Source organism: Rothia sp. HMSC071F11, from assembly GCF_001809115.1.
Lineage (GTDB): Bacteria > Actinomycetota > Actinomycetes > Actinomycetales > Micrococcaceae > Rothia > Rothia dentocariosa.
Window position 1 is genome coordinate 35,316 of record NZ_KV795724.1, and the last position, 25,389, is coordinate 60,704.

Genomic DNA, 25,389 nt, shown 5'->3' on the forward strand with positions numbered 1-25,389 from the left:
CCGTAGTTAGTTAGGAGTCAAGGATGACGCATCCTTTCGCATCTGAGCATTACCAGAAATTGGCTCAGGACGCTCGTGCACTCGTTCGTCAATGGGTGACTGAGTCTCAGTCCATTAAGCCAACTTATGCTGCCAAGCAACTGGCTGGTGTTTTGAAAGACCCAAAGGGTCTGCCCTTTACCGTTGGATTTGTCGATGGCGTCATTCGCCCTGAGGACGACAACGTTTCGGGTCGTAACCTATCTCGTATTTCTGGTCTAGCTCCTTCCTTCTTGCCGTGGTACATGAAGTCCGCCGTTGGCTTCGGCGGCAAGCTGGCCGGTAAGATGTCGTGGCCTACCGTTCCTGTGGCGCGTCGCGTATTGCGCGAAATGGTAGGTCACCTGATCGTCGATGCTTCCGAAGAGAAACTGGGAGATGCCATCGCAGAACTTACCAAGAGTGGTAACCGTTTGAACGTTAACCTGCTGGGTGAGGCAGTGCTGGGTGATAATGAAGCCGAGCATCGCCTCTCTGAGACTAAGCGTCTGCTCGCTCGTGACGACGTTGATTATGTTTCTATTAAGGTATCTGCTGTCTCTGGTCCTCATCAGCACTGGGCATTTGACGAAGTTGTCGAAGAAGCAGTTCGACGTTTGACTCCGCTGTATGAGCTGGCCGCATCCTCTTCCCCCAAGAAGTTCATTAACCTGGACATGGAAGAGTACAAAGACCTCGATATGACCATTGAGGTCTTTACCAAGATCCTGGATCAGCCTCATCTGAAGGATCTTGAAGCAGGCATCGTGCTTCAGGCATACCTGCCCGATACTCTCGCCGCAATGCAGCGGTTGCAGGCATGGGCAGCGGAGCGCGTTGCTAACGGCGGTTCTTCCATCAAGGTTCGTCTGGTTAAAGGCGCCAACCTCTCCATGGAAATCGTGGAAGGTGTTATGCATGGTTGGCCTGTTACCACCTGGGACACCAAGCAGGCTGCAGACACCAACTACAAGCGCATCCTCGATTACGCACTGCGTCCCGAGCATGCGAAGAACATCCGCCTAGGCGTTGCCGGGCACAACCTCTTTGACGTTGCGTTTGCGCTGCTTTTGGCTGAAGACCGCGGCGTTAAGGATCGCGTGGAGTTCGAGATGCTGATCGGTATGGCCGAGCAGCAGGCAGAAATCATTCGCCGTCGTGTGGGACACCTGCTTCTGTATGTGCCCGTGGTGAACCCCAAGGAATTCGACGTTGCTATTGCATACCTGATTCGTCGCCTAGAAGAGAACGCATCTTCCGAAAACTTCATGTCGGGTATTTTTGATCTCGCAACTGACGAAGAAATCTTCAAGCGCGAAGAAGACCGCTTTATGCGCTCACTGAACTCGGTCACTGATGAGGTTCCGGAAGGCAAACGCCATCAAAACCGTCAGACTGAGAATGCAGATAACGTCTTCGTACCCGCAGGTCGTTTTGAGAACACACCCGATACCGACCCATCGCTGTCTGGCAACCGTGAGTGGGGCCGAGCAATCCTTGAGCGTTCCAAGACCACTCAAATCGGTATTGCTACTTTGAAGGAAAACGAGCTAACTTCTGCCGCTGAGGCTGAACAGCTTGTTGCTGATGCTGAAGCATCGGGTAAGGTTTGGGGTCGTCTCTCTGGCGCTGAGCGTGCTGCTGTACTGCGTAACGTTGGTAAGGAAATCGCCCTGCACCGTGCCGAGCTTCTGGAAGTTATGGCTGCTGAGGCCGGCAAGACTCTGGATCAGGGTGATACCGAGGTTTCTGAAGCTATCGACTTTGCCTATTACTACGCAATGCTTGCTGAGGACTTGGAAAAGATTGACGGTGCTCATGTACAGTCGGTTGATTTGACCGTGGTTGTTCCGCCGTGGAACTTCCCGACGGCTATTCCCGCCGGTGGTGTTCTTGCCGGTCTGGCTGCAGGTTCGGCTGTTATCTTCAAGCCTGCAACTATTACCGCACGTACTGGTGCTCTGATTGCTGAGATCATGTGGAAAGCAGGCGTTCCCAAGGACGTTCTGAAGCTCGTCAAGGTTGTTGACCGTGAGGCTGGCAAGGTTTTGATCTCTCACCCCGAGGTTGATCGTCTGATCCTCACCGGTGGTTACGAGACGGCAGAGCTCTTCCGCTCCTGGCGCGATGATCTTCCGCTGTTTGGCGAGACCTCTGGTAAGAACTCTATCATCGTGACCCCCAACGCTGACATCGATCTTGCTGTTAAGGATGTTGTATACTCGGCATTTGGACACGCAGGTCAGAAGTGCTCCGCAGGCTCTACTGTCATTTTGGTAGGCGCTGCCGCACAGTCCGAGCGTTTCCGTCGTCAGCTTCTTGACTCCGTCAACTCTCTGCACGTGGCACATCCGCAGGATATTGAAGCTCAGATGGGGCCTGTTGCACAGAAGCCTGAAGAGAAGCTTCTGCGTGGTTTGACTACTCTAGGGCCGGGGGAGCGCTGGCTCATTCAGCCTAAGGAACTTGACGATACCGGTCGCCTATGGAGTCCCGGTGTTCGTGAAGGCGTTAAGCCTGGATCTGAGTACCATATGACCGAGTATTTTGGTCCGATCCTGGGCATCATGACCGCGGATACTTTGGAAGAAGCTATTGAGCTTCAGAACGCACCGGATTACGGCCTCACCGCTGGTCTGCATTCGCTGGATGCAGAGGAGCTTGAGCTCTGGCTCTCCAAGGTGCAGGCAGGTAACGTCTATGTGAACCGTGGTATTACCGGCGCTATCGTCCGCCGTCAGCCCTTCGGTGGCTGGAAGAAATCCACTGTTGGTTCTGGTACCAAGGCAGGCGGTCCTAGCTATCTCATTGCACTGTCCGACTGGGAGCGCACCGAGGCTACCGCAACCGCTGTTCCTCAGTCAGTTGCTGTACGTGAAGTTCTGGCAACAGCAGATAATGCCGATTTGTGCACCGCAGAAGATTTCGCCTTCCTGACCCGTTCGGCATCCTCGGATGCTGAAGCTTGGGAGAGCGAGTTTGGTTACGGCTACGATCCCTCGAAGCTTGGCGTTGAGCGTAACATTCTGCGTTACGTTCCCACTCAGGTTCTGGTACGTGCTGACGAATCCGCCTCTGTCGCAGAGGCTGTTCGTGTGGTTCTTGCTGGCTTGGCTGCGGGTGCGCCGATGGCTCTGTCTGTGGGCAAGGATCTGCCGGTCGCTGTACGCGGTATTCTCGAAAACAAAGGCATCAAGTACCTGGTCGAGTCCGATGAAGCATGGCGCACATACTTGGCTTCTAACGCTAAGACTCCGGTTCGCGCTCTGGCTGGTACTCCGCTTGAAGGTACTCGTATCCGTTACATCGGTGATGACGTCAAGTCCGTGTACACGGCCTTGGGTGGTCGTCCCGATGTTGCTGTGTACTTCCACCCCGTGACCGAGGCCGGTCGTATCGAGATGCTCCCCTTCCTGCGTGAACAGGCCGTTTCGATTACCGCACACCGCTTCGGTAACCCGAACCCCTTCTCAGAGAGTGTTATCTCCTCTCGATAAGTGAGGTTCTAGCCTGAGTTGGGCTAAATAGAATGAGATGCCTCGTCTCTGCTATGCGTAGAGGCGAGGCATCTCACTATATTCCGTCTGGTTTTCAGAGTGTGAAGTTTTAATGAGGTACGTTTTCAACCTTATAGAAATTGCTTCTAAGAACCCATGACACGATTCGGAAAAAACGTGCTCAACATTACGTATCTATGAGATAATTTGTGTATTGCCTCTCGTATCCCACACCGTGAGAGGTTCGCACAGAACCGTGCGTAGCAAGAACACACTGAAAGGAAATCGCTGCTATGAGCAACGTTCCCGCAGAACTTCTGTACACATCTGATCATGAGTGGGTTTCCCCCCTTTCGGCTGAAGGTACTGTTCGCGTCGGTATTACCGATCACGCGCAGGATGCGCTGGGTGACGTGGTTTATGTAGACCTGCCCTCTGTCGGTGACTCCCTCGATGCTGAGGGTAGCTTTGGCGAGATTGAGTCCACGAAGTCCGTATCCGATCTTCTGTCACCAGTTGCTGGTGAGGTTGTCGCCGTCAATGAGGCGCTGGCTGATGACCCCGCACAGGTGAACTCCGATCCTTACGGCGAGGGCTGGCTTATCGAACTTCGTCCTGAAAATGCTGATGATGTGGCAAAGCTTCTTTCAGCGGAGGCCTATCAGGCTGAGTTGGACTAATTACTGGTACCTAGGCGTAGATATATATCCGGTGATTACCGTCAAAAAGACGGTAATCACCGGATAATTTTGTAAAATGTGACGAAAAATAAATACAAATAATTCTAAAAATTTATCAATACCTATACTTATGTGTCGCGTGGAAAAATAAGGGTTTTTGGATGAATTGGTATTGTTTTACTACTTGATGGTTAAAGTTTTATAATCTTTCGGCATCGAAAATGCCGTTATTCGGCGGTTTTCTAATGGAAATCTGAGACGGAACACTATAAGATTGACTCAAAGGTTCAGTGTTTATCATTTTGTGATAAATTATCTGAACCTCACTCACTCACAATACAAAAGAACAAGTAACGCCGTCTGCGAAGAAGCCGATTAGGTACTATGCAGCACGCCGAGGCGGTCTGCGCATCGGCGTAACTTTGACGAGCACAATTTCTCAAAAGGAATACTATGAACTCCCGCATTGATGACAATCTCGCTCGGGCAGAGGCTCTAGTAGAGAGCGCTGAACGTGGCAAAGATAGTCGTGACCCCCGAGATATCAAGAGCCGCACTATAGGACAGGTTTTGAGCCAGCTAGACCTTGATTTTCCGGGGATCAGCGCCTCTAAGATTCGTTTCTTAGAGGAGCGTGGTTTGGTGCATCCTAAACGTACCGATACTGGATATCGAAAGTACTCCCAAACCGACATCGAGCGCCTGCGGTATATCTTGACGATGCAGCGCGACTACTATATGCCGCTCAAGGTTATTCGTCAGCATCTTGACGATCTTGAGGCTGGTCGCGCCATTAACTCTGTACCTGCACCCGTTTCGGACGAGATGTTGGACCAGGTTTTGGGATCCACCAACGTTGCGGAAGGGCGTACATACAGTATCCGTGAGCTTGCAGAGTACTCGGGTGCTTCTGCTGAGCTTATTCGTGAGCTTATTGACTTCGGACTTCTGGATGACGAAGCAGACGCAAAATACACTGAATATGATGTGCTGATCGCCCGTGCTAGCGCCGAGCTTATGGGGCATGGTATTCAGCCCCGTCATCTGAGAGCTTTCAAATCTGCAGCAGACCGTGAAATCTCTCTTGTTGAGATCGCGGTGGCTCCTTTAGCTTCGCGCCGTGATGCAGCTTCTCAGACACAGGCCCAAGAGCGAGCCGATAAGATTCGCAAACTTTGTCTGCAGTTGCATGCAACCCTTGTAGAGTCTGCAATGCCGACGTATAACTAGGGCTTTCTGTACGCATGTAGTTAGAAGCTTGCGCTGGCTTCTGCCTCCGTAGATGGAGCAGGAGTCAGTCCTGCCAAGAAAAATATCACTCAATCTCAGTGTTGGATGCGTGAAAGTTTGATCGCTTTTGCGCATCCATTTTTTAAGGCTTGTTGCGGATATAGTACTCAATATGAGTGGGGTTTACCTGTTTCTATGACCGTATTCTAGGCGCGCTCAGACATTGTATGGGCGGAGAATAATCTACTAAAGCTCAACTCCCACCCTGAAGATGTGCAAGTTTTATGCTAAAGGGAGAGATAGGTTAAACTATAAAGGCTGCCGTAGCTTTCAGAAGGCGCGGTTCCTCTTTTTATCCCGTAATGTATTTGCTCTCTAAACGTGTAAAAACTGCTGGAGCTTAGTGCCCGGTATTTCCGTGCATTTGAACGGGTAACAAGGTAGGATAACAAACAGAAGTAACCCGTTCGGCTACGGACATCGGATAAGAAGGAGGTATTGCCAATGGCGCGATATAGCGTCGGTGACAAGACCACACCAGGGAATACCTCAAAAACTGGATCTCGTTCTTCTGAGGCTTACCATGATATGCATGGTACAGCCGAGCAGTTAGAAGGGTTTGAAGTTCTTCTTCCGATGGCACCACCTCCGCGTGGTGAACAGGGGGTTCTTTTTAAAGATCCTGTATCAATCGTCGACGAGAACTTAGGGTACCGCGGGTCTGTTGCCAGGAAAGCTGCCGGGATTAGCTATCGGCAGCTTGACTACTGGGCTCGTACGGAGCTTGTGGTGCCTACTGTGCGCTCCGCCTCAGGGTCTGGGACTCAACGGCTCTATAGTTTCCGCGATGTATTGGTTCTCAAGATCGTTAAGCGCCTTCTCGATACCGGAGTATCTTTACAACAGATTCGTACCTCTATTGACCATCTTCATACTCGGGGGATCGAGGATCTTGCAGGAATCACCCTGATGAGCGATGGAACCACCGTTTATGAGTGTACGTCGCCGAGCGAAGTTATTGATCTCGTACAGGCTGGCCAAGGTGTCTTCGGAATTGCTATTGGACGAGTCTGGCGTGAGATCGAAGCGAATCTGAATGGGCAACCTAGTGAAGAGATGCAGACGGTATCGGACGCGGAAGACGAACTTGCCGCACGCCGCGCCCGTAAAGCCTGACGTGCACTAAAACCTCAATACTCTAGTAGAGTGGTTTTAAAGACATACGCTGTGGCACCACATATGCGTGATATACACGAGTGTAAAGATTATTGGGAAAACTTGCGATCGAGAGTTATCGAACGCAAGTAATTTCGATAAAATAAGAGTGCACTCATTCAATTGTTGAACTTATAACTTCGGAGCGCCATGCCTAGAATTGTCAGTGTTAGTAGCCTCAAAGGTGGCGTGGGTAAGACCTCCATTGTGTTAGGTCTTGCATCAGCAGCGTTGCACGGTGGGCTCAAAACCCTTGTCATAGATCTCGATCCCCACGGGGATGCTAGTACCGGACTTGCCGCAGAAGGTGGGTGCCCGGACATTGCCTCTATCCTGCTTACCCATGACACCGATGCGCTCACCCGCCTTGTGAGCCCGTCAGCTTGGAATAACCTGGTGGGTACACCTACGCTGCTTACGAGCAATCCTATAGAGGGCGGCGAAATTCATGTAGCTCGTGGTTCGGCGCGTTCGGCCCTTCTCGATACGAAAGAGCCCGCGCCCTTCATTGAACGGTTGCAGAACCTTATCGAAAATACTGGGAGCACATACGACCTAGTCCTCATCGACTGCCCACCGTTTTTAGGGACCCTTACAGCAACTGGATGGGGCGCAAGTCAGCGGGTGCTTTCGATTGCGGAGCCTTCACTTTTCTCTGTGGCGGGTACTGAGCGTACCCTCCGTGCGATTGTTAGGTTCCAGAAGGACGAGAATAGTTCTGTTGAGGCTGCTGCCGTTGTCGTGAATAAATTACGTGCCGACGATCCCGAGCACAGCTATCGGTACGAAGAATTGAAGGCACTCTTCGGGCAGCTTGTTGCTGAGCCTACGTTCAACGAGGAAGCTGTTATTCAGCGTGCTCTTGGGGCAGCACATCCGATTCACTTCTGGCCCGACGAAGAAGCTGTGGAACCCTCCATACGATTTACACGTCTGCTTGCCGGACTCATGGCAGCACTGTAGAGCCTAGAGACGGATGTCCTGTCCCCGGAATAAAACCCGGGGTATAGCGTTGTAACGTACGTATTAAGACTCAGTAATCTTTATTGCAGGTGAGGGACTATGAGTATCAAAGAGCTCGAAATTATTGATGGCGTAGCACAGTACGACCTTATCGTCATCGGCTCAGGATCGGGGAACACCCTGATAGGACCGGAATGGGATAACAAGAAAGTAGCGCTTATAGACGGCGGTACTTTCGGCGGAACGTGCCTGAACGTTGGGTGCATCCCCACGAAAATGTTTGTGTACCCTGCAACTACTGCGCAGAAAGCACGTGAGCTCAATAAGTTAGGCATTGAGGCTGAAATTACTGCAATTAACTGGGCACAGATACGCGACCGTATTTTCCCTCAGCGCATCGATAAGATTTCTTCTGGTGGGCGTGACTGGCGCGCTAGTCTACCTAATGTGGATTACTACCCCGAATACGCTCATTTTGTTGATGCTCATACAGTGCAGACAGAGTCCGGGCAGAAACTTTATGGTCGCCAGGTTGTAATTGCTGCGGGTTCGCGGGCGGTTCTTCCTGCGGTTCCCGGTATTGACTTACCACAGGTTCATACAAACGACACGATTATGCGTTTGGAAGAGTTCCCTCAACGTCTTGTGGTGCTTGGCGGCGGGGTTGTCGCCGCCGAGTTTTCGCATGTATTCTCTGCTTTGGGGGCACAGGTTTATCAAGTTGTTCGTTCTAACCGTATTCTCCGTGAGGTAGATAAAGAAGTTGTAGACCGGTTCGTGGAAGCCGCATCTCACCAGTGGAACATTCTCCTGGAACGCTCTCTTGTTGAGATTCGCGAGAACGGCGATGGAACCGTTACCGTCGTAGTTGAACACGATGGTGAGGTAGAGGAGATTGTTGCGGATGCCGTACTTGCCGCAACTGGTCGTCGTTCCAATAGCGATACTCTTAAGGCATCCAGTTTCTTTGACGTCGATAGCCGCGGGTTTATTGGAACCGATAAATACCAGCGCGTACTGTATAACGGTTCTCCCGTACCTGGAGTATTCGCGCTAGGTGATGTCTCCTCGCCGTTCCAACTCAAGCATGTGGCAAACCATGAGGCACGGACCGTTCAACATAACCTTAGCCATCCCGATAGCTTCGTTGCCAGCGATCATCGTTTTGTCCCTGCTGCGGTTTTCAGTAATCCGCAGATAGCAACTGTAGGGCTCTCGGAAGAGAACGCTCGGAAGCTGGGAGAGCGTGAGGGCTTCAAAGTTACAGTGAAGAGCCAGAACTACGGCGATACCGCTTATGGATGGGCTATGGAAGATTCCGTGGGACTGGCGAAACTTATTGCCCGTAAGGACACAGGACAGCTCTTAGGCGCCCACCTTGTAGGGGAAGAAGCCTCAGTACTGATTCAGCCGCTTATTCAAGCCATGAGCTTCGGATTGGGTGTGAAAGACATGGCCCGTGGTCAGTATTGGATTCACCCTGCTTTGACTGAAGTTATAGAAAATGCTCTTCTTGGGCTAGATGTAGATAACTAGTTTTCATATATAAAACTGTGGAGGCTCTCACCAAGATTGGTGAGAGCCTCCACAGCTTTTAGCCTCTTTTCGCGTTCAAGAGCTACGATTCTTCCGAAGAGATTCATGAAGCTTTTTGTTGTTTTCTAAATCTCCGCGCACGTGCTCTTTACCATCAGGGTATGTACGCTCTTCATCTGAAGATGTGGCTCGGACTGGCTGATACTGAGATAACTTTTCCGCCGCTTGTCCTTTAAACTCTTCAAGGCGTTCAGTCGCTTCGACCTTTAGATCATGAAGTTTTTCTGTCTTCTCTGTTTTGAACTCTTGGAGCCTATCAGAAGCTTGCTCGGCGTAGCTTTGCAGACGTTCGAGTTTATTATTAGCGCTTTCCGAAACACGGCTATAGATGTCATCCACATAAGCAGAAAAATCCTGCAGAATCTTAGCCCGTTTGAGCTTTTGAGAAGGTGTTAAATAGCCGTCCGCCTCCGTCAAATCCTTACCCATAATGCGGAATTCGCGAATAGCTTCTGCGCGAGATACCAGTTGATTAGCCTCGTCAATAATGCGCTGGATCGCGGCACGCACGGCAGGATGCACGGCGGCCTCCGGCATGGAAAGGGAACGCGGAAGCCCCAAATGTTCAAGCTGATCGGGGAGAGTATCGGGATCGAGAGTAACTAAAGCCGCAATAAAGGGTTTCTGATCTCCCACGAGCATAGCCTGAGATACCAAGGGAGAAGTTCGTAGATGGTTCTCCGCAGTGCCCGGAATAACATTCTTGCCCCCGGCCGTCACGATGATTTCTTTTTTGCGCCCCACAATTTTGAGGAGCCCTTGATCATCGAAACGGGCTAGATCACCGCTCTTGAACCATCCATCGTCAGTGAAAGACTGGGCATTTTCAGCGGGATTTTTGTAGTATTCCTTCATCACGCCGATTCCACGCAGTTCAAGCTCGCCATCTTCGGCAAGACGGCCTTGAGAACCTGGCAGAAGCGGACCAATAGCCCCGATTTGAAAATTGCTGATGCGCCCGGCAGCAATCGGCGCACACGTTTCCGTGAGACCATAACCCTCAACCACTCGGACTCCTACCGCATGGTAGAAATGATTCAACCGTGGGGAGAGAGGCCCGCCTCCACAAACCGCGTAACGTAATTTGCCGCCCATAGCGGCACGCAATTTCGCATAAACTAGCTTATCGTAGAGTGCATATTGCGCCGCTAACTTGAGAGGAAGCCTCCCAGAAACTTTAGCCTCAGACCAAGCGATAGCGGCGTTAACTGATCGCTTAAAAAGATTTTTGTTTAAGGTACCGCCTCGCGCCGCCTTTGCTAATGCTCCCTCATAAATCTTTTCAAAGACACGCGGTACCACCAGCAACATGGTGGGCTTAAAGCTATCCAGATCAGCCGCAAGATTTTTGATGGTAGGGGAGTGCCCAACAACAACCCCGGAATCCAAAGCAAGAACCTGAATAAACCTTGCCAGAACATGCGCTAAAGGTAAGAAAATAAGGGAAGAACTACGCGGATTAGCGATCTCCGGCTCCGCGATGCGCGTGTTAAGACTCAAATTAAGAAAGTTTCCGTGCGTGAGCGCACATCCTTTAGGCTTACCTGTTGTTCCAGACGTGTAGACGATGGTTGCAAGCGAATCGGCATGGGCATGTGTGCGGGCCGCTTCAAGTTCGGCATCGGAGACATCTAGACCTGCCGTGATGAGTGTATCCAGATCTCCATTTTCAATAACCCAACGATTTTTAATATTGAGCGGGTGAAATTTATGCGCCTTATCAGTAATCTGAACCAGTTTATCGTTCTCCACAAAAATTGCTTGTGCCTCAGAATGCGATAAGGCCCAGGCAACTTGTGCGGGTGCGTTCGTCTCGTAGATAGGTACCGATATGGCTCCGGCATACCAGATAGCAAAATCTATTAAAGCCCACTCAAAGCGGGTGCGGCTCATAATACCTATGCGATCACCAGGTTTAACACCATGCGCAATGAGTCCCTTGGCTACGGAAACCACCATGTCATGAAACTGATGTGCGTGAATGTTCTGCCAATTGCCAGGCGACATCTGCCACCGATACAGCACGGGATTTGAGGTGTCGGAGGCATGGCGTTCCACAATACTGGTGAGATTCAACGCTGGATCTACCATAGCTTCTGCGGGTACGGAGACAATTTGCATACAAGGCCTTTCAACGCTGTAGCTTGGATTATGCTTCACAGTCAACGACAAAATCTTGTATCACGGATAAAACAAGTTCCGCGTCGTAGTCTAGAGTCGGCACATGGTAACTGTGAGTCAACCATTTAAAGTTTACCGGTGCTGAGCAGTGTTCCAGAAAATAGCGGTGCGAACTATCTGAGACAACATGATCATGAAGGGAACGCAGATAAAGCACCGGAGCTCGTAGCAAGGGTATCAGCTCACGAGTCTCTCGGCCCAAAAGGTGAAGCTGCCGTACAGAAACGGTAGGAGTTCGCGGATATGCACCTTCATCAACTCCAGGACGGGCAATGTCAGATCCCACAGATTTGAGCGAAGGAAATATAGGGGCAACTCGGTGTGCCACTTTCATCATGGGGTTTACATCCACAAAATAGGGGTTAATGAGCACCATGCCTAGAACATCATGCCGAGCCGCTAAATTGGCAGCAATGCACCCGCCCATAGAAATACCGATTACGATAACCCGATAGCCTGCATTGAGGAGTTTCCAATATCCTTCTTCGACACCATCAACCCACTCTTTATACTCGGTCGCCACCATGTCTCGCCAATGTGTGCCATGCCCAGCAAGACGAGGCATCTCAACAGGGTAGCCGAGCTTAATAAAGTGATCTGCTATAGGTCGCATACTGTGCGGGGATCCTGTGAAGCCATGAATGATGAGAATGCCAACATCACCCTCATAGAGTTCACGGTCAGCCGGATGGGAAATAGGATCGTGGTTGAACTCCGACTCTAAAGAGTTTTGCACACGCATTGTTGAGGGCTGGATGGCAAGCTCACGACGCTGACGTGCCTGACGGCGGATGCGGCGAAACGGTTCACCTGCATTCTCGAAAATACTCATGGCATCCTTTCAACAGTACACTCTCACTTTGAGACTTGGAACCGTTCAAGAGTTGAATAGGTTCGTGGTCAATTATTACCTACAGCTCTGGGATAACACCGTCTGAGCTACGCTAAGAGCGCGAAAACGATAATATTCACAGATAACTATCAGACAAAAGTCACCTCGGCGTCGGGAAAGAGGGGATTTCGGCACGGTACTGCTAAAACCGTTACAATCTAATCACGTAGAGGTTTCGCATTGTTGCCCTCCTCTCGTGATATGTGCTCGCTAACCACATCCGTCATATACGGGTACGCGTGCCTATCCCGCATTTATTGTTTTATGACGGAAGAGCTATGACCCTCGCCTACAGCACCCTCAAATTTCTTAGTACGCCCATTCTGCATAGTCTCTATCGGCATGAGATTATCGGGCTTGAGAACATACCCCAGGGACCGGTCATTATTGCAAGTAACCACCTAGCATTTTGCGATTCAGTTTTTATACCTCTTGCGCTCGATCGCCCTATTAATTTCTTGGCGAAAAGTGATTACTTCACAACATCCGGTGTCAAAGGTCGCGCTATGGCTAAATTTTTTACAAGCATGGGTCAGCTTCCCATGGATCGTTCCGGTGGGGTCAAAAGTCAAGAATCTCTTGCCAGAGGCCTTCGGGTGCTAGAATCAGGCGGCATACTGGGGATCTATCCCGAAGGCACCCGCAGTCCTGACGGGCGTGGCTACCGTCCCAAAGTTGGAGTAGCAAGATTAGCCCTTGAATCTGGAGTTTCCGTCGTACCAGTAGGGCAGATTGGTACGGACCTGGTGCAGCCGCTGGGAACAAACAGGCCGCACCTGCACAATCGCGGACAAAAGATAACGATTCGTACAATTTTTGGAAAGCCGCTAGATTTCTCCAGCAGAAGTCACGAAGCGCATCTTTTCTCCGTACAACGTGAGATTGCGGATCGTGTAGGTGTAGCTATTCGTGAGCTTAGCGGGCAAGAATATGTTGATGTGTACGCGGATGCGGTGAAAAAACTCATGGCGTCCGACAGCTTAACCGCCGAACAGGCTGTAAACCGTCTGTGTGCAGAGTGCCCATAAACTTATCTAAGACTGCGCCATATGCTCAGATACGGCATTTTAGGAAGGTACAATAATCTTTATCCTTGTAACGCCGCGTCAGCGTGCTGAACCATACAGAAATTCTGGAGTACACACCCATGAGCAACGCGAACCATAACCACCAGCTTGGCGCAGATTACGGGTTGGATACCTGGCGGAATCTGCATATAGATCAGCAGCCTACATGGGCAAATCACGCTGATTTTGACGCAACTGTTGCCGAGCTGAGCTCTCTGCCCCCGCTAGTTTTTGCTGGTGAGGTAGATTCTATGCGCGAACAGCTGGCGGAAGTAGCCGAAGGACGTGCGTTCTTGCTACAGGGCGGTGACTGTGCCGAAACTTTTGAAGGTGCCACAGCCTACAAAATCTCTGGTCGCATCAAAACTCTTCTCCAGATGGCGGCGGTTCTTACCTACGGCGCTTCGATGCCTGTGGTGAAGATGGGTCGTATGGCTGGCCAGTTCTCAAAGCCACGTTCCTCGGATACGGAAACACGTGGCGATGTTACTTTGCCTTCCTTCCGGGGCGAAACCGTCAACGGTTTTGAGTTCACGCCTGAAGCTCGTGAGCATGATCCTAAACGTATGCTGCGCGGCTACCACACCAGTTCCGCCACCCTTAACCTTGTGCGTGCTTTTACAAAAGGTGGCTTTGCAGATCTACGCGCGGTACATCAATGGAACCGCGGGTTTACTTCAAACCCAGCGCATGAGCGATACGAACAAACAGCTGATGAAATCGGCCGCGCCCTCAAATTCATGGAAGCCTGTGGAGTTGATTTTGATGCGCTCAAAACTACCGATATGTATGTGGGGCATGAGGCTTTAGTCCTTGACTATGAAAGGTCCCTCACCCGCATCGATTCACGAACCGACTTGCCCTATGACACCTCAGCCCATTTCTTGTGGATTGGTGAGCGAACTCGTGGGATTGATGATGCGCACGTGGATTTCCTCTCTAAAGTGCGTAACCCCATCGGCGTAAAACTCGGTCCCACAACCACCGCCGAAGATGCACTGGCCCTTATCGATAAACTTGACCCGAATCGTGAACCCGGTCGCCTCACTTTTATTACCCGTATGGGGGCTAAGAATATTCGAGAGAAGCTGCCTCCTATCGTCGCAGGGGTACAAGCTGCTGGTGCACAGGTTATCTGGGTAACCGATCCTATGCACGGTAACACAATTTCCGTTCCTTCCGGCTATAAGACCCGCCGTTTTGACGATGTACTCGATGAAGTTCGCGGTTTCTTCGAGGTACATGATGCTCTCGGCTCATTCCCTGGCGGTATTCACGTTGAGATGACCGGGGATGACGTTACTGAATGCCTAGGTGGCTCAGACGCTATTGATGAAGAAGCCCTAGCTGATCGTTATGAATCTCTTTGCGATCCCCGGCTGAATCACTCGCAGTCGCTTGAAATCGCGTTCTTGGTATCCGAGTATCTCAGGAACCGATAAGCAATCTAGTTTTAGCTTTATGCTGAAGGTCGCATAGAACTTTACAGAGTTTCTATGCGACCTTCGCATATGGGATTACTCTATAATCCGCCGAAAAGCCTGGAAAAATCTTGCCACCAGGCGGCCTGCAGCACTGATGTGGCGAGCATCCAGCCCGTAAAACCAGCCGCCATAAAGAGAACGACCACCACTAATGCGGCGAGGCTCCACGCTGTAGCTGAAGGTGGCTCGGCAAGAGACTCGGTAGGGAATCGAGGATCAAGAATGTGCCGACGTTCGCGCTCCTGCGTTTGAGAAATCCAGCTTTGTTCAGAGTCTAGAGAGGAATTTTGCTCCTGGTTTGCTTGGACAGGAACACTTGAATTCCGGCGATCATATATTCGTTGCGGATCTGCATAGGCAGAGAACGATTCATCATCTAGCTGCTCTTTGGACATAGACTTTTCTTGCTGAGGAACGTGCTGAGTGGAAGGTGATTCTGATCGTGGTACTGGCGATGGCTCTGGTTGTAGCGCGTTATGGAGATTCGCTGGTGCACTAGGGGTTGAAGATGGGGGAGATATTAGGCTCTCGTCGGGACCATGTGGTTCTGGACCAATACCGATATGCCCTTGTTCATGGACAGCAGGGGAGAGAGGGACACCGAAATCGTCAATTACTGAATTCTCTGCATCTACGTCGAGAATCAAATCTACCGCGCTGCCGTACGCGCTAATAGGAGTATCACGCACCATTTGCGCCATGCCGCTGCGCTCAGCAATATCACCCACCTCATCCCAAAGTGCAAGCTCGGGAGGTTCAAGATGCGGGGAACGCCATGCACGATCTTTAGGAGTCATCCGCTGGGCTATCTCGGATAAAGCAGTGAAAAGTTCCGTGGCGTCCTCGGGGCGTGCATCCGCTTGTTTACGTGTGCACCACCTGATAATCCCCGCTATATCGGGGTCGATTCCCGGAGCTACTTCCGTAATTGGAGGCATCTCAATGTTGGCGTTGTGGTAGAGAACCTGTTGATCGTTGTGTAAACCGGTAAACGGTAAACGACCGGAGAAAATACGGTACATCATAACGCCCAGCGCAAAAATATCCGCTGGAGCACCAACACGTCCTTGCGGGTCTAAAATTTCAGGCGCCACATAGGCGGGGGTACCCATAAGAACCCCAGAGTCATATTGGTCGTTGCGGCGTGTAAGACCAAAATCTGCTAACTTAATGCGCCGCTGAGTATCTAAAAGAATATTCCCCGGCTTCATATCGAGGTGAACATACCGATGCGCATGCACCTCTGAAAGCCCTTCAACAACGGGAAGCAAAATTTCAAGACCTTCCCCCATAGACAGCGCTTGGCGAGAGCGAAGGAGCTGGCTGAGCGTACACCCATAAACGTACTCCAAAGCGATATACATAATGCGCTGCCCCTGAAGATACTCGGTACCTGAAGACAACACACCTACTGTGTGACCCCCGCCAATTTTACGCAGAGAGCTTTCCTCACGATGGAATTTTTGCCTGTTCTCCGCTTGTTCGGCAAGTTCGGGTGTAAGCACTTTAATAGCTACGGGATTATTCGACCACAAGTCAGAAGCGTAATAGACTTCACTCATGCCTCCGCGGGCTATCATTCGTCCCATGAGGTAGTGCTTTTCGAGCACTTGACCGGTTAACCGCAGCGGCTGCTTATGATTCGTTTGGGGAGCAGGACCGGGCACAGAGGAACCGGAATTAGGCTGTGGAGTATGACTCATAGTGATAAAAATTTTAGGCGATGCATTTGAATGATGCGACCCTATTTGTCATGTCGGAACCTAACCCTCAGCAGATTTTCAGGAAAGGTGTATACCTATGATTTAGTCGTAGGCTAGATGAGCACGCTACTTGCAACACACCAGCTTGCGGCACGGAATAAGTGGTAATTGATTAGGCTCTCTGGCACTCTTAAAGGGTGACTAACGAAAATATTGCTCAGACCTTTGCCCTTGTAGGCGAGTGGGTCACTATTCCAGAGATCTCTGAGATCCTCGATCTGAAGATCACTCGCATACATAATCTTCTTTCTGACGGGTCTTTGATAGCCTTGCGCGATCCCGAAACCAACGTGCGTAAAGTCCCCGCACTCTTTTTGAACGGGAACCGCGTCTTGGAATCTTTAAAGGGAACTCTAGTCGTACTCAAAGACTCAGGGTTCAGCGATGAAGAAGCAATCGTCTGGCTATACACGGATGATGACTCTCTTCCTGGGCGCCCTATTGATGCTTTGAAAGACGGACGCAAGACAGAGATCCGCCGTCGCGCACAGGCGCTTGCCTGGTAAAACAAAACTAAGAAGAGTTTTTATCAAGATCGAGTTCCAACGGTACCCGAAAAATATATAGTTATGCGGCGCATCTAACAGCTTGGACGCGCCGCATCACCATTCTCTACTAAGCTTTACGGTGCAGCGCCTTAGCCGCTATAGCGCTGAGCGCGCAGCGTATCGGCTCGGATACCGGCAGCGCATGAAGAGCAGTATCTACAGCTTCTGACTTCTGAGCGATAAGCTCTTCGACATGCTCTAGAGCCCCAGAGCCTATCATAAGCTCTCGGATTTTAGAGATTTGCTGGTTCGTGAGTTCCGGGTTCCCTAAGGCGCCTTCAAGCATCCTGCGGTCTTCAGCAGAGATATTTTGTGTTGTTAGCGCTATGAGAACGGTGCGTTTTCCCTCACGAATATCATCTCCGGCGGGTTTGCCTGTGGCGCTAGGTTCTCCAAAGACACCAAGTTCATCATCACGAAGCTGAAATCCTTCTCCCAGCGGAAGTCCGAAAGCACGATATTTCCCAAGAATCGGGTGGTCTTGATGCGCGATTGCGGTGAGTGCTAAAGCCCCTCCTAAGACGAGTGGGTGCTCACAGGAGTACTTTGCGGATTTGTATTGAATAACACGGTGAGCACGAGCGAGAGCGTTCTCAGGAGTCTCTGCTGGAATAACTTCGGAAAGCACATCAAGGTATTGGCCAGCCATAACTTCGGTACGCATAGTATCGAAGATGTTTCGCGCTTCGGTGCCGGATAAAGCACCTTCTCCGATGGATGAGAACATCTGTTCCGACCACGAAAGGCACAGATCGCCCGCGATGATTCCACCGGTTAGTCCGTAGTTGAAAGTATCGCCCACCCATGAGTTCTGGATGTGCTGTGTTTCAAACTTTTTATGTACTGAGGGCTTTCCGCGGCGTGTATCAGAGCGATCGATAATATCGTCGTGAATAAGAGCCGCTGATTGAAAGAGCTCAAGGGCAGCCCCTGCTCGAATAATAGGGGCAGGAGCCGACCCTTCGAGTATGGAGTCTCCTCCAGCACCTCGCCATCCCCAATAGCTCAGAAGAGCCCGGAGACGTTTCCCCCCGGAAGAGAGCGACTCGATAGCTTCAAGAAGGGGCAGTGCATCGTGAGATATAGCGGTCAGCAGAGTGCGTTGTTGTGCGAAAAATTCTGACATAGTAGCTTCGACTGCGCGTAGGTAAGCTTCTTGCTCAGACTTAACGCCGTCGCTGAGATTTTCAGGTTTCGGCTGTTCTGCCATGTTTGTGTTCCTTAGGGGAGTGCGCGCGAATACTCCTCTAGAGTAAAGCACCGGTCGATATTTGCGAATATTATAACCTTCCTAAGGTCTGAGGTTTCTATAATGTAGAATACAAGTACTAATTATAGAATATATATGCTATTATATTGTGAATTGGGAAGGAGGGGTATGAACCAGCAGCAGGGGCGCGTTGTTATGCATCTTGATATGGACGCTTTTTTCGTTAATGTGGAGCTTCTGGAGAGCCCCGAATTACAGGGTGCACCTATCATCGTTGCTCCACAGGGGCCTCGCGCCGTGGTGTGTTCTTCCTCGTATGAGGCTCGCATATATGGAGTTCGTTCTGGTATGCCCCTTTCACGAGCTCTTTCTCTATGTCCTGCTGCTGTGGTCATGCCTCTTCGCGGTAACTATAGGTATTATTCGCAGGCTGTTATGGATATTTTGCGTGCAGAAAGCCCGTTGGTAGAACAGGTAAGCGTGGACGAAGCTTTTGTGGATCTCACGGGTGCAGTTATCCATGGAACGAGTCCTGTAGATATCGCTCAGCGTGTGCGTTCACGAATTGCGGAGGAATTTCATCTGCCAAGCTCGGCAGGCATTTCCGTCAATAAACTTATTGCCAAGATGGCTTCGACCGGTAGTAAACCTAACGGGCTATGGGTGGTTCCTCCCGCAAAAGTCCGTGAGTTTTTAGATCCACTTCCTGTCTCAAAGCTCTGGGGTGTAGGGTCTAAAAGTGCTGCAGCCCTCGGTAAATACGGTATTACAACAATTGCTGGTTTACGCGAACTCGACATAAGCTGGCTGCGTGCACGGTTCGGACGAGCTGCTGGAGAGCACCTTTGGGCTACATCTCGTGGGCTCGATAGCCGTGATGTTGTGCCCTATCGTGAAGAGAAAAGTATAGGCGCTGAGCACACATTCGGGACTGATACTACGTCGGGGTATGAGATTACAGATGCTTTGCGCTCGCTTTCGTTTAAAGTGGGTATACGTTTGCGCCGTGCACGTAAGCTGGCAGGTTCTCTCAGCCTCAAAATTCGGTATGAAGGATTTGAGACTCATACGAAATCTGTGCCGTTGTCAGTTTCTTGCGACTCAGGTATGGAAATTTATCGGGCATCTCATGCTGCACTGCGCGGGATGGGGCTTTTGGCCTTTTCTGCTGAGCAGTCTCAGGAGTATGCGACACGCGCTATTCGCCTCATTGGTGTTCGCGCCGAAAAACTTGAACGTAGTGAGCTCGGAGTGCAGTATCCACTCTTCGACGATGCAATACTGTTAGATTTAGAGGCAGGTTCTAAACATCTTGAAGATACTGTGGGTGATGATAGATTCAGGCCTGGTGCTTGGAGTGGAATCCGCAATGCTCCTGACTGGAGCGCAGTGGAACATGCTCTCGATAGTATCCGTCAGAAGTTTACTGATGCAGCTGTTTCTAGTGCTTCTGATCTTTCATATATTCACAAGAGCAGCCCAGAAAAACAGAAAACTTCTTAGGGGAGCGCTCTGGAGTATAGGGGAGTAAAAAGTGGAGGGAATCGAAGGATCTGGGGTAGAAAAATCTGTCCTGAGGTGAATCTTCCCATAAAGAGTGTAAAAAAGACCATATTTGGTTAGAGAAGAAAATTTTCACGCGAGCGAGCGGTAGGTATCTTAAAAAAGGATTGCGGGGTAGTATAAAAGCAACGGAGTGTTGTAGGTTTAGGATAGACGAATAAGCACTCATGTCACCGGTTCGTTCAAGGAGAATGAAATGGCACTTTCTGAGCGTGAACAGAAGGTTCTCGACCAGCTCGAAGAACTGATGAGCGCTGAGGATCCACATTTTGCGTCATCAATGTCATCAACGGGTAATACAGCTCCCGTATTTAGTGCCCGACACATGGCTCTCGGCATTTTAGGCGTGTTAGCTGGGTTGGGTATTATTATCGGTGCCGTTGCCTCAAAGATGATATGGCTGGGCATTATTGGATTTATTATTGCTGCCGGTGGTGTTTATTTGGCGACAACAAGTAAGAAGACTCCGGTGGATTCGTTCTTAGGAGACAAGGCGCAGGGAGCAACCCAAGCTCGCCAGGAAGGTGCGGGTTCTTCTGAAAAATCTACAAAGCAGTCGAAGTTCATGTCTCGCCTCGAAGAGCGTTGGGACGATCGTAACCGTGGTGAAAACTAACTTTTGATGATTTAAATTTTACTAATAAGTTTAAAGAAACGTCCGAGAGGGCGAGTGGTTTTTGATAAACCACTCGCCCTCTTTGGCGCTTAAAACTAAGGAAAAGCTGTGTTCTTTCTGAGAAAAATCCTCATGAGGTAGGAATAGTGGAGCAAAATGGAGTAAAGTGGAGGGGAAGATAGTTTCAGGGGTAGACATGCCTAATTGGAGTCGCGGGTATTCCGCTTGTCAGGAAAGGGGTGCCGCATGTTTCTTGGAACATATACACCCCGCCTGGACACCAAGGGGCGCATCATCCTGCCAGCGAAATTTCGCGATGAGCTATCAGCTGGTCTCGTGCTAACACGCGGTCAGGAACGCTGCCTATACGTGTTTCCTGTCGCCGAGTTTGAGCGTATCCACGAAACGATGCGAAGCTCTCCGCTTCCTGGGCGGCAAGCACGTGACTTTATGCGCATGTTCCTTTCGGGAGCTTCTGATGAGGTGCCTGATAAGCAGGGACGTGTAACGATCCCGCCTGTGCTGCGTGAGTATGCAGGTCTGTCGCAAGAGCTGACTGTGATTGGTTCAGGAAGCCGTGCGGAAATCTGGGACTCCAAAGCATGGGAAGAATATATGGCACAGACAGAAGCAGAATTTGCGTCGTTGGACGAAGATCCTTTCGCCCCAATTCTGTAATGACTATGTCACCACACAGTTTTGTTGCCCCAAACGTAACCTGTGATCCGCTGTGAACGACCGCTAGAGCTATGGGAAGGAGCATCATGATCGCCGAGTCTCACTCACTTACCGGCGTGGTTGCCCCAACGCACGATGTTTCGACATCCCCCAATGCTGTATCTGGCGACCCTGGATATCGGGAAGGGCTTTTGGGGCAGCTTTCACAACGACAGGCACAGGAACGCCATGTTCCGGTTATGCTCGATCGTTGCCTGGAGCTGTTGGAACCCGCTATTTCGCGTCAGGATGCGGTTGTCATTGACGGGACTTTGGGTATGGGGGGTCATACAGAAGCAATGCTTGAAAGGTTCTCCAACCTAACAGTTATCGGCATAGACCGTGACGCACAGGCACATGCTATTGCTGTCGAACGTCTGGCGCGTTTTGGAGATCGCTTCGTGCCTGTGCACACCGTATATGACCATATAGAAGATGCGATGTCTGCGGCGGGAGTCACCTCTGTAGATGGCGTTCTTCTGGATCTAGGCGTGTCTTCGATGCAGCTGGACGAGCGTTCCCGTGGGTTCGCGTATTCCTATGATGCACCTTTGGACATGCGCATGAACGGTGATGATGAGCTAACTGCCCGCATCGTTGTCAATGAGTACAGCGAGAATCAGCTGCGTCGCATCATCAAAAACTGGGGTGAGGAGAAATTCGCTGCCCGTATTGCCCAGCATATTGTGGAACAGCGAAAACACACACCCTTCACCACGACTGGGGAACTGGTAGCTGCCATTCAGAAGGCTGTACCCGCTGCAGCACAGCGCAAGGGCGGTCATCCGGCTAAGAGAACTTTCCAGGCTTTGCGTATCGAGGTTAATCATGAGCTAGAAGCTCTTGAACGGGCGGTTCCTGCGGCTTTGGATGCTCTGAGACTCGGCGGTCGTTTTGTCGCTATGAGCTATCACAGCCTTGAAGACAAAATCGTCAAACGTGCTTTGACCGAGGCTGCTACGTCGAAGGCCCCTAAAGGCTTTCCCGTGGAGCTTGACGAACATCAGCCGACGATAAGAGTTATTACCCGCGGTGCAGAGCCGCCTACAGAGGCTGAAATCGCCGAAAACCCGCGTGCAGCAAGCGCTAAACTGCGTGCCGGAGAAAAAATCAAAGTATCCAGCTGAATCTCTAAGACAGCTTAACTCTCCCGGCACATCTACCTAATTGGCATAACAACAGATACAGACTTGAAAGAGTAGGATATGACCCCTCCGCAACACTCTCCGAGCGTTACCACTCCCGAAGCGCCGACTGTAACCGGCGTAGAGGAGACGCCCCGCGCTGCCACTCAGCGCAGGGGAACTCGGAACGCTAATTTGCGTATTATTCCTGAGCATAAACCTGCTCAGAAACACCCAACGCGCCGGGGTGTACCGGGGCGGAATAAACCTGCGTCAAACGTGAAAAGCCGTGTTTCTCAAATCCAGGTTCCACGTACTTCTGTAACTTCTGATACGCACGCTCGAATTGCTCATCGTGCACAGAACCGGTTGTCGGAACATGTAACCGCATACGCTGGTCCGCGCACTGGCGGTGCTCAGCATCCGCGTACTATCGGATACCCGGCGAAATCTGCATACCCAGCTCGTTCGATTGCGGCTAAGAGCTCACGAGTAAAAGCCCAGGCTCGGGAGACTCGTCGTGTACCGCTTGCCCTGTCACTGGTACGTCCGCGAAGCTGGAGTCCTGTGGCGTTGGTGGGTGTATTTGTTGCTATCCCGTTGACCTTGGTCTTTATCTTGATGCTCAATATCTTGATCGCAACCCGTCAATACGACCTTGTGGACTTGCGTACCCAAGAGCAAACACTGACCCAAGAGAACCAAGCCCTGCAACAAGAAATTGGGTACCAACAGGCCCCGCAAAACTTGGCGAACCGTGCAAGCTCGCTGGGTATGCATGCGACGGATATTCCGGCAACTTTGGATATCAACAGCGGGCAGATTAACGGCACGGCTACTCCTGTAGCGAAGCCTAAAGATGATGCCCCGGGCGCTCGCAACCTCGTGGATGCCCCCGCCGTTCCCAGTCAGGGGAGTCGCGCTTCGACATCTGCAACGCCGAGTGCAGCACCGTCTGCATCGGCGGATAAACAGCAACCGGCTTCGAGTGCGTCTGCTTCATCGTCGGCGTCTGCAAAACCCTCGGCATCCACTAACCCTTCAGCATCTCAACGATAGTATATTGGTGGGGACTGGAACGAACTGTTTAAGAGTTTGAAAGGACACCTTTGAGCTTTCATGAGAATGCGCCCGTGCCGCCCGAGCCTCAACAGCTTGGGCGTCGCGGGTTTGTAGTGGGTGCTTTGGCTACTGGCGGCTTGGCGGCCGTGGGTGCACGGCTTCTCTATCTACAGGGGTTTGATCCACAGCATACTGCCGAGAAATCGCGTGAGAAACGCATGCGCTCTCAGACTGTTCCAGCGGTTCGAGGTCAGATTCTCGATATTAACGGAGTGGTGCTTGCTCGAAGCGTGCAGCGGTACAACATCATTGCTGATCAGACTATTGTTGCTTCGTATAAGCGCTACGATAATGACCGCGATACTAAGAGTGAAATCACTCCAGAACAGTTGGTGTATGAGCTAACCGACATTCTGCATACCGTTGACCCTACGGTTACCGACGAGTTTATCAAGTCTAAGCTTGACGGAGACTCAAAATATGCCGTCGTGAAATCAAATGTCACCCCTGAGATATTTCGCCGTATTGATGCTCTAGGAGCCCCGTTCCTTTATGGGGAAGCCATCTCTGAGCGCCTGTACCCAAACGGACCCGTGGGCGGCTCTGTTGTGGGTCGTTACCGTATTGTTGATGAGGCAACCGGTAACGAGAACGAGACGATCAAGAAGAATTTATCTGTAGGTATTGAGCGCGTCTTTGAAAAAGATCTTGCGGGCGTGGACGGTCAGCGTACCTACGAAATTAGTGCCGATGGTGTGCGTATTCCTGTTACTAAAGAAGAGGCGACCGATGTAGAAAATGGGAAGAACGTACGTTTGACCATTAACCAGGATATCCAGTATTTCGCGCAGCAGATTGTCAAAGCGCGTGTGGACGAGCTCAAAGCGGAATGGGGAACCGTTATCGTTATGGATGTGCGGGATGCCTCGATTTTGGCAATGGCCGATTCTACGATGATGGATCCCGGCGCTGAGAAAGTTAAGAACGAGCAGGATACAAGCCCACGTGCTATTTCCCAGGTTGTTGAGCCTGGCTCGACTGAGAAGATTCTGACTGCATCAGCTTTGATCGAAAGCGGCATTACGACCCCTACCTCGGCGTATGATGTTCCGGAACGTTTGGTGATCAACGGGCAAACATTCACGGACACCTTTGACCACCCCGCACAGCGCCGGACTTTTTCAGGTATTATTACCGATTCAATGAATACCGGAACGGTACTTGTCGGGCAGAAACTCCCCAAGGAAGATCGCTATAACTGGCTCAAAAAATACGGTATGGGGGATTATACGGGTATTGAGCTGACTGGCGAACAGCAGGGACTAGTAACTGATTGGCATGAGTGGGACGGTCGTCAGGAATACACAGTTTTCTTCGGGCAGGGTATTGCCCAGACCCCTCTACAAACCGCCATGATTTTTCAGGCACTCGGTAATAACGGTGTGAAACTTAAACCGCGCATCGTTGACGCTTTGATTGATGCCGATGGTACGGTGCATAAACGCGATGTGGAACCCGGCACCAGGATGGTGAGCGAAAAAACTGCTGAACAATGTCGAGAACTAATGGAGAATGTTGTACTTCAAAGCCATGCGAAAACAGCCTCTGTCGAAGGGTACCGGGTCGGCGGTAAGACGGGTACAGCTGAAGCTCCCAGCGATAAAGGCGGATATGACGGATACACCACATCCTTTATAGGTCTTGCGCCTATAGACAACCCGCAGTTTCTCGTAAGCGTTACTCTGCAGCGCCCTCAGGGTGATGTGCGTAGTGTGGGAGCAACAAGCCAGTTCTCACAGATTATGGAGAAAGTACTGCATACGTATAACGTGCCTAAATCCACCACAGATCCAGTAAAAATTCCTATTTTTGCGGATGGAAAATCTAACGGGTAAGTCACATGCGGTCACCCGACCGTGTAGAACTTATTACAATAGGAACGTACCTTGGCGTTGATCGAGGA

At 50.8% G+C, this 25,389-nt stretch carries 19 protein-coding genes; 15 read left to right on the plus strand and 4 right to left on the minus strand.

Features of this window, described 5'->3' with window-relative positions; all coding sequences use genetic code 11:
* Positions 1–23 precede the first annotated feature (23 nt).
* The 6 genes from HMPREF2554_RS00245 (at position 24) to HMPREF2554_RS00270 (ending at position 9,139) form a co-directional block, all read left to right on the plus strand.
* Positions 24–3,515, plus strand: a complete 3,492-nt coding sequence (locus HMPREF2554_RS00245) for a bifunctional proline dehydrogenase/L-glutamate gamma-semialdehyde dehydrogenase (protein WP_070553560.1) — start codon at positions 24–26, stop codon at positions 3,513–3,515.
* Between the two features lie 293 nt (positions 3,516–3,808).
* Entirely contained in the window at positions 3,809–4,195 is a 387-nt protein-coding gene (gcvH, locus tag HMPREF2554_RS00250; RefSeq protein WP_004004367.1) for a glycine cleavage system protein GcvH, read from the plus strand.
* 453 nt (positions 4,196–4,648) lie between these two features.
* Positions 4,649–5,425 (plus strand): transcriptional regulator FtsR, encoded by a 777-nt coding sequence (locus tag HMPREF2554_RS00255; RefSeq protein ID WP_070553562.1) that lies wholly within the window; start codon positions 4,649–4,651, stop codon positions 5,423–5,425.
* A gap of 588 nt (positions 5,426–6,013) precedes the next feature.
* Positions 6,014–6,601 (plus strand): MerR family transcriptional regulator, encoded by a 588-nt coding sequence (locus HMPREF2554_RS00260; protein ID WP_004004369.1) that lies wholly within the window; start codon positions 6,014–6,016, stop codon positions 6,599–6,601.
* Between the two features lie 189 nt (positions 6,602–6,790).
* Positions 6,791–7,603: a ParA family protein gene (locus HMPREF2554_RS00265; RefSeq protein WP_070523413.1), complete on the plus strand. Its 813-nt coding sequence runs from the start codon at positions 6,791–6,793 to the stop codon at positions 7,601–7,603.
* A gap of 99 nt (positions 7,604–7,702) precedes the next feature.
* Positions 7,703–9,139 carry a mycothione reductase gene (locus tag HMPREF2554_RS00270; RefSeq protein WP_070553565.1) on the plus strand — a complete coding sequence of 479 codons (1,437 nt, stop codon included), beginning with the start codon at positions 7,703–7,705 and terminating at the stop codon, positions 9,137–9,139.
* A 75-nt stretch (positions 9,140–9,214) separates the two neighbouring features.
* Here the strand turns inward: HMPREF2554_RS00270 and HMPREF2554_RS00275 are convergent, their stop codons facing one another.
* Positions 9,215–11,320, minus strand: a complete 2,106-nt coding sequence (locus tag HMPREF2554_RS00275) for an AMP-dependent synthetase/ligase (RefSeq protein ID WP_070553567.1) — start codon at positions 11,318–11,320, stop codon at positions 9,215–9,217.
* A 28-nt stretch (positions 11,321–11,348) separates the two neighbouring features.
* Positions 11,349–12,212: an alpha/beta hydrolase gene (locus HMPREF2554_RS00280; protein WP_070553570.1), complete on the minus strand. Its 864-nt coding sequence runs from the start codon at positions 12,210–12,212 to the stop codon at positions 11,349–11,351.
* 338 nt (positions 12,213–12,550) lie between these two features.
* Here HMPREF2554_RS00280 and HMPREF2554_RS00285 point away from each other — a divergent pair, with 338 nt between their 5' ends.
* Entirely contained in the window at positions 12,551–13,300 is a 750-nt protein-coding gene (locus HMPREF2554_RS00285) for a lysophospholipid acyltransferase family protein (protein WP_013398829.1), read from the plus strand.
* Positions 13,301–13,419: 119 nt separating this feature from the next.
* The gene (locus HMPREF2554_RS00290) at positions 13,420–14,781 is read left to right on the plus strand and encodes a class II 3-deoxy-7-phosphoheptulonate synthase (RefSeq protein WP_013398830.1); all 1,362 of its coding nucleotides are present in this window, start codon (positions 13,420–13,422) and stop codon (positions 14,779–14,781) included.
* 80 nt (positions 14,782–14,861) lie between these two features.
* Here the strand turns inward: HMPREF2554_RS00290 and HMPREF2554_RS00295 are convergent, their stop codons facing one another.
* The gene (locus tag HMPREF2554_RS00295; protein WP_013398831.1) at positions 14,862–16,526 is read right to left on the minus strand and encodes a serine/threonine protein kinase; all 1,665 of its coding nucleotides are present in this window, start codon (positions 16,524–16,526) and stop codon (positions 14,862–14,864) included.
* 197 nt (positions 16,527–16,723) lie between these two features.
* Between HMPREF2554_RS00295 and HMPREF2554_RS00300 the strand changes: the two genes are divergently transcribed.
* Positions 16,724–17,092: an Rv2175c family DNA-binding protein gene (locus HMPREF2554_RS00300; protein WP_013398832.1), complete on the plus strand. Its 369-nt coding sequence runs from the start codon at positions 16,724–16,726 to the stop codon at positions 17,090–17,092.
* 109 nt (positions 17,093–17,201) lie between these two features.
* Here the strand turns inward: HMPREF2554_RS00300 and HMPREF2554_RS00305 are convergent, their stop codons facing one another.
* A complete protein-coding gene (locus HMPREF2554_RS00305) occupies positions 17,202–18,344 on the minus strand; it encodes a polyprenyl synthetase family protein (protein ID WP_013398833.1) in 1,143 nt (380 codons plus the stop codon).
* A 168-nt stretch (positions 18,345–18,512) separates the two neighbouring features.
* Here HMPREF2554_RS00305 and dinB point away from each other — a divergent pair, with 168 nt between their 5' ends.
* From dinB to HMPREF2554_RS00335, 6 genes are all read left to right on the plus strand, one after another.
* The gene (gene dinB / locus HMPREF2554_RS00310) at positions 18,513–19,847 is read left to right on the plus strand and encodes a DNA polymerase IV (RefSeq protein WP_013398834.1); all 1,335 of its coding nucleotides are present in this window, start codon (positions 18,513–18,515) and stop codon (positions 19,845–19,847) included.
* A 256-nt stretch (positions 19,848–20,103) separates the two neighbouring features.
* On the plus strand, positions 20,104–20,523 hold the full coding sequence (locus HMPREF2554_RS00315) for a DUF3040 domain-containing protein (RefSeq protein WP_004004380.1): 420 nt from the start codon (positions 20,104–20,106) through the stop codon (positions 20,521–20,523).
* Between the two features lie 246 nt (positions 20,524–20,769).
* Entirely contained in the window at positions 20,770–21,201 is a 432-nt protein-coding gene (gene mraZ / locus HMPREF2554_RS00320) for a division/cell wall cluster transcriptional repressor MraZ (RefSeq protein WP_004004381.1), read from the plus strand.
* Positions 21,202–21,287: 86 nt separating this feature from the next.
* Entirely contained in the window at positions 21,288–22,367 is a 1,080-nt protein-coding gene (gene rsmH / locus HMPREF2554_RS00325; protein WP_115333574.1) for a 16S rRNA (cytosine(1402)-N(4))-methyltransferase RsmH, read from the plus strand.
* A gap of 78 nt (positions 22,368–22,445) precedes the next feature.
* Complete coding sequence (locus HMPREF2554_RS00330; RefSeq protein WP_115333573.1) at positions 22,446–23,423, plus strand: cell division protein FtsL; 978 nt, start codon at positions 22,446–22,448, stop codon at positions 23,421–23,423.
* A 50-nt stretch (positions 23,424–23,473) separates the two neighbouring features.
* Positions 23,474–25,321 carry a peptidoglycan D,D-transpeptidase FtsI family protein gene (locus HMPREF2554_RS00335; RefSeq protein ID WP_070553572.1) on the plus strand — a complete coding sequence of 616 codons (1,848 nt, stop codon included), beginning with the start codon at positions 23,474–23,476 and terminating at the stop codon, positions 25,319–25,321.
* Positions 25,322–25,389: the final 68 nt, after the last annotated feature.

Excerpts from the sequence above, each read along its gene's own strand:
- HMPREF2554_RS00330 (WP_115333573.1), top strand. The coding sequence starts at position 22,446 with ATGACCCCTCCGCAACACTCTCCGAGCGTTACCACTCCCGAAGCGCCG.
- mraZ (WP_004004381.1), top strand. The coding sequence starts at position 20,770 with ATGTTTCTTGGAACATATACACCCCGCCTGGACACCAAGGGGCGCATC.
- rsmH (WP_115333574.1), top strand. The coding sequence starts at position 21,288 with ATGATCGCCGAGTCTCACTCACTTACCGGCGTGGTTGCCCCAACGCAC.
- HMPREF2554_RS00270 (WP_070553565.1), top strand. The coding sequence starts at position 7,703 with ATGAGTATCAAAGAGCTCGAAATTATTGATGGCGTAGCACAGTACGAC.
- HMPREF2554_RS00265 (WP_070523413.1), top strand. The coding sequence starts at position 6,791 with ATGCCTAGAATTGTCAGTGTTAGTAGCCTCAAAGGTGGCGTGGGTAAG.
- HMPREF2554_RS00280 (WP_070553570.1), bottom strand. The coding sequence starts at position 12,212 with ATGAGTATTTTCGAGAATGCAGGTGAACCGTTTCGCCGCATCCGCCGT.
- HMPREF2554_RS00275 (WP_070553567.1), bottom strand. The coding sequence starts at position 11,320 with ATGCAAATTGTCTCCGTACCCGCAGAAGCTATGGTAGATCCAGCGTTG.
- HMPREF2554_RS00260 (WP_004004369.1), top strand. The coding sequence starts at position 6,014 with ATGCATGGTACAGCCGAGCAGTTAGAAGGGTTTGAAGTTCTTCTTCCG.
- HMPREF2554_RS00305 (WP_013398833.1), bottom strand. The coding sequence starts at position 18,344 with ATGGCAGAACAGCCGAAACCTGAAAATCTCAGCGACGGCGTTAAGTCT.
- HMPREF2554_RS00315 (WP_004004380.1), top strand. The coding sequence starts at position 20,104 with ATGGCACTTTCTGAGCGTGAACAGAAGGTTCTCGACCAGCTCGAAGAA.
- HMPREF2554_RS00255 (WP_070553562.1), top strand. The coding sequence starts at position 4,649 with ATGAACTCCCGCATTGATGACAATCTCGCTCGGGCAGAGGCTCTAGTA.
- HMPREF2554_RS00285 (WP_013398829.1), top strand. The coding sequence starts at position 12,551 with ATGACCCTCGCCTACAGCACCCTCAAATTTCTTAGTACGCCCATTCTG.
- HMPREF2554_RS00290 (WP_013398830.1), top strand. The coding sequence starts at position 13,420 with ATGAGCAACGCGAACCATAACCACCAGCTTGGCGCAGATTACGGGTTG.
- gcvH (WP_004004367.1), top strand. The coding sequence starts at position 3,809 with ATGAGCAACGTTCCCGCAGAACTTCTGTACACATCTGATCATGAGTGG.
- HMPREF2554_RS00245 (WP_070553560.1), top strand. The coding sequence starts at position 24 with ATGACGCATCCTTTCGCATCTGAGCATTACCAGAAATTGGCTCAGGAC.
- dinB (WP_013398834.1), top strand. The coding sequence starts at position 18,513 with ATGAACCAGCAGCAGGGGCGCGTTGTTATGCATCTTGATATGGACGCT.
- HMPREF2554_RS00295 (WP_013398831.1), bottom strand. The coding sequence starts at position 16,526 with ATGAGTCATACTCCACAGCCTAATTCCGGTTCCTCTGTGCCCGGTCCT.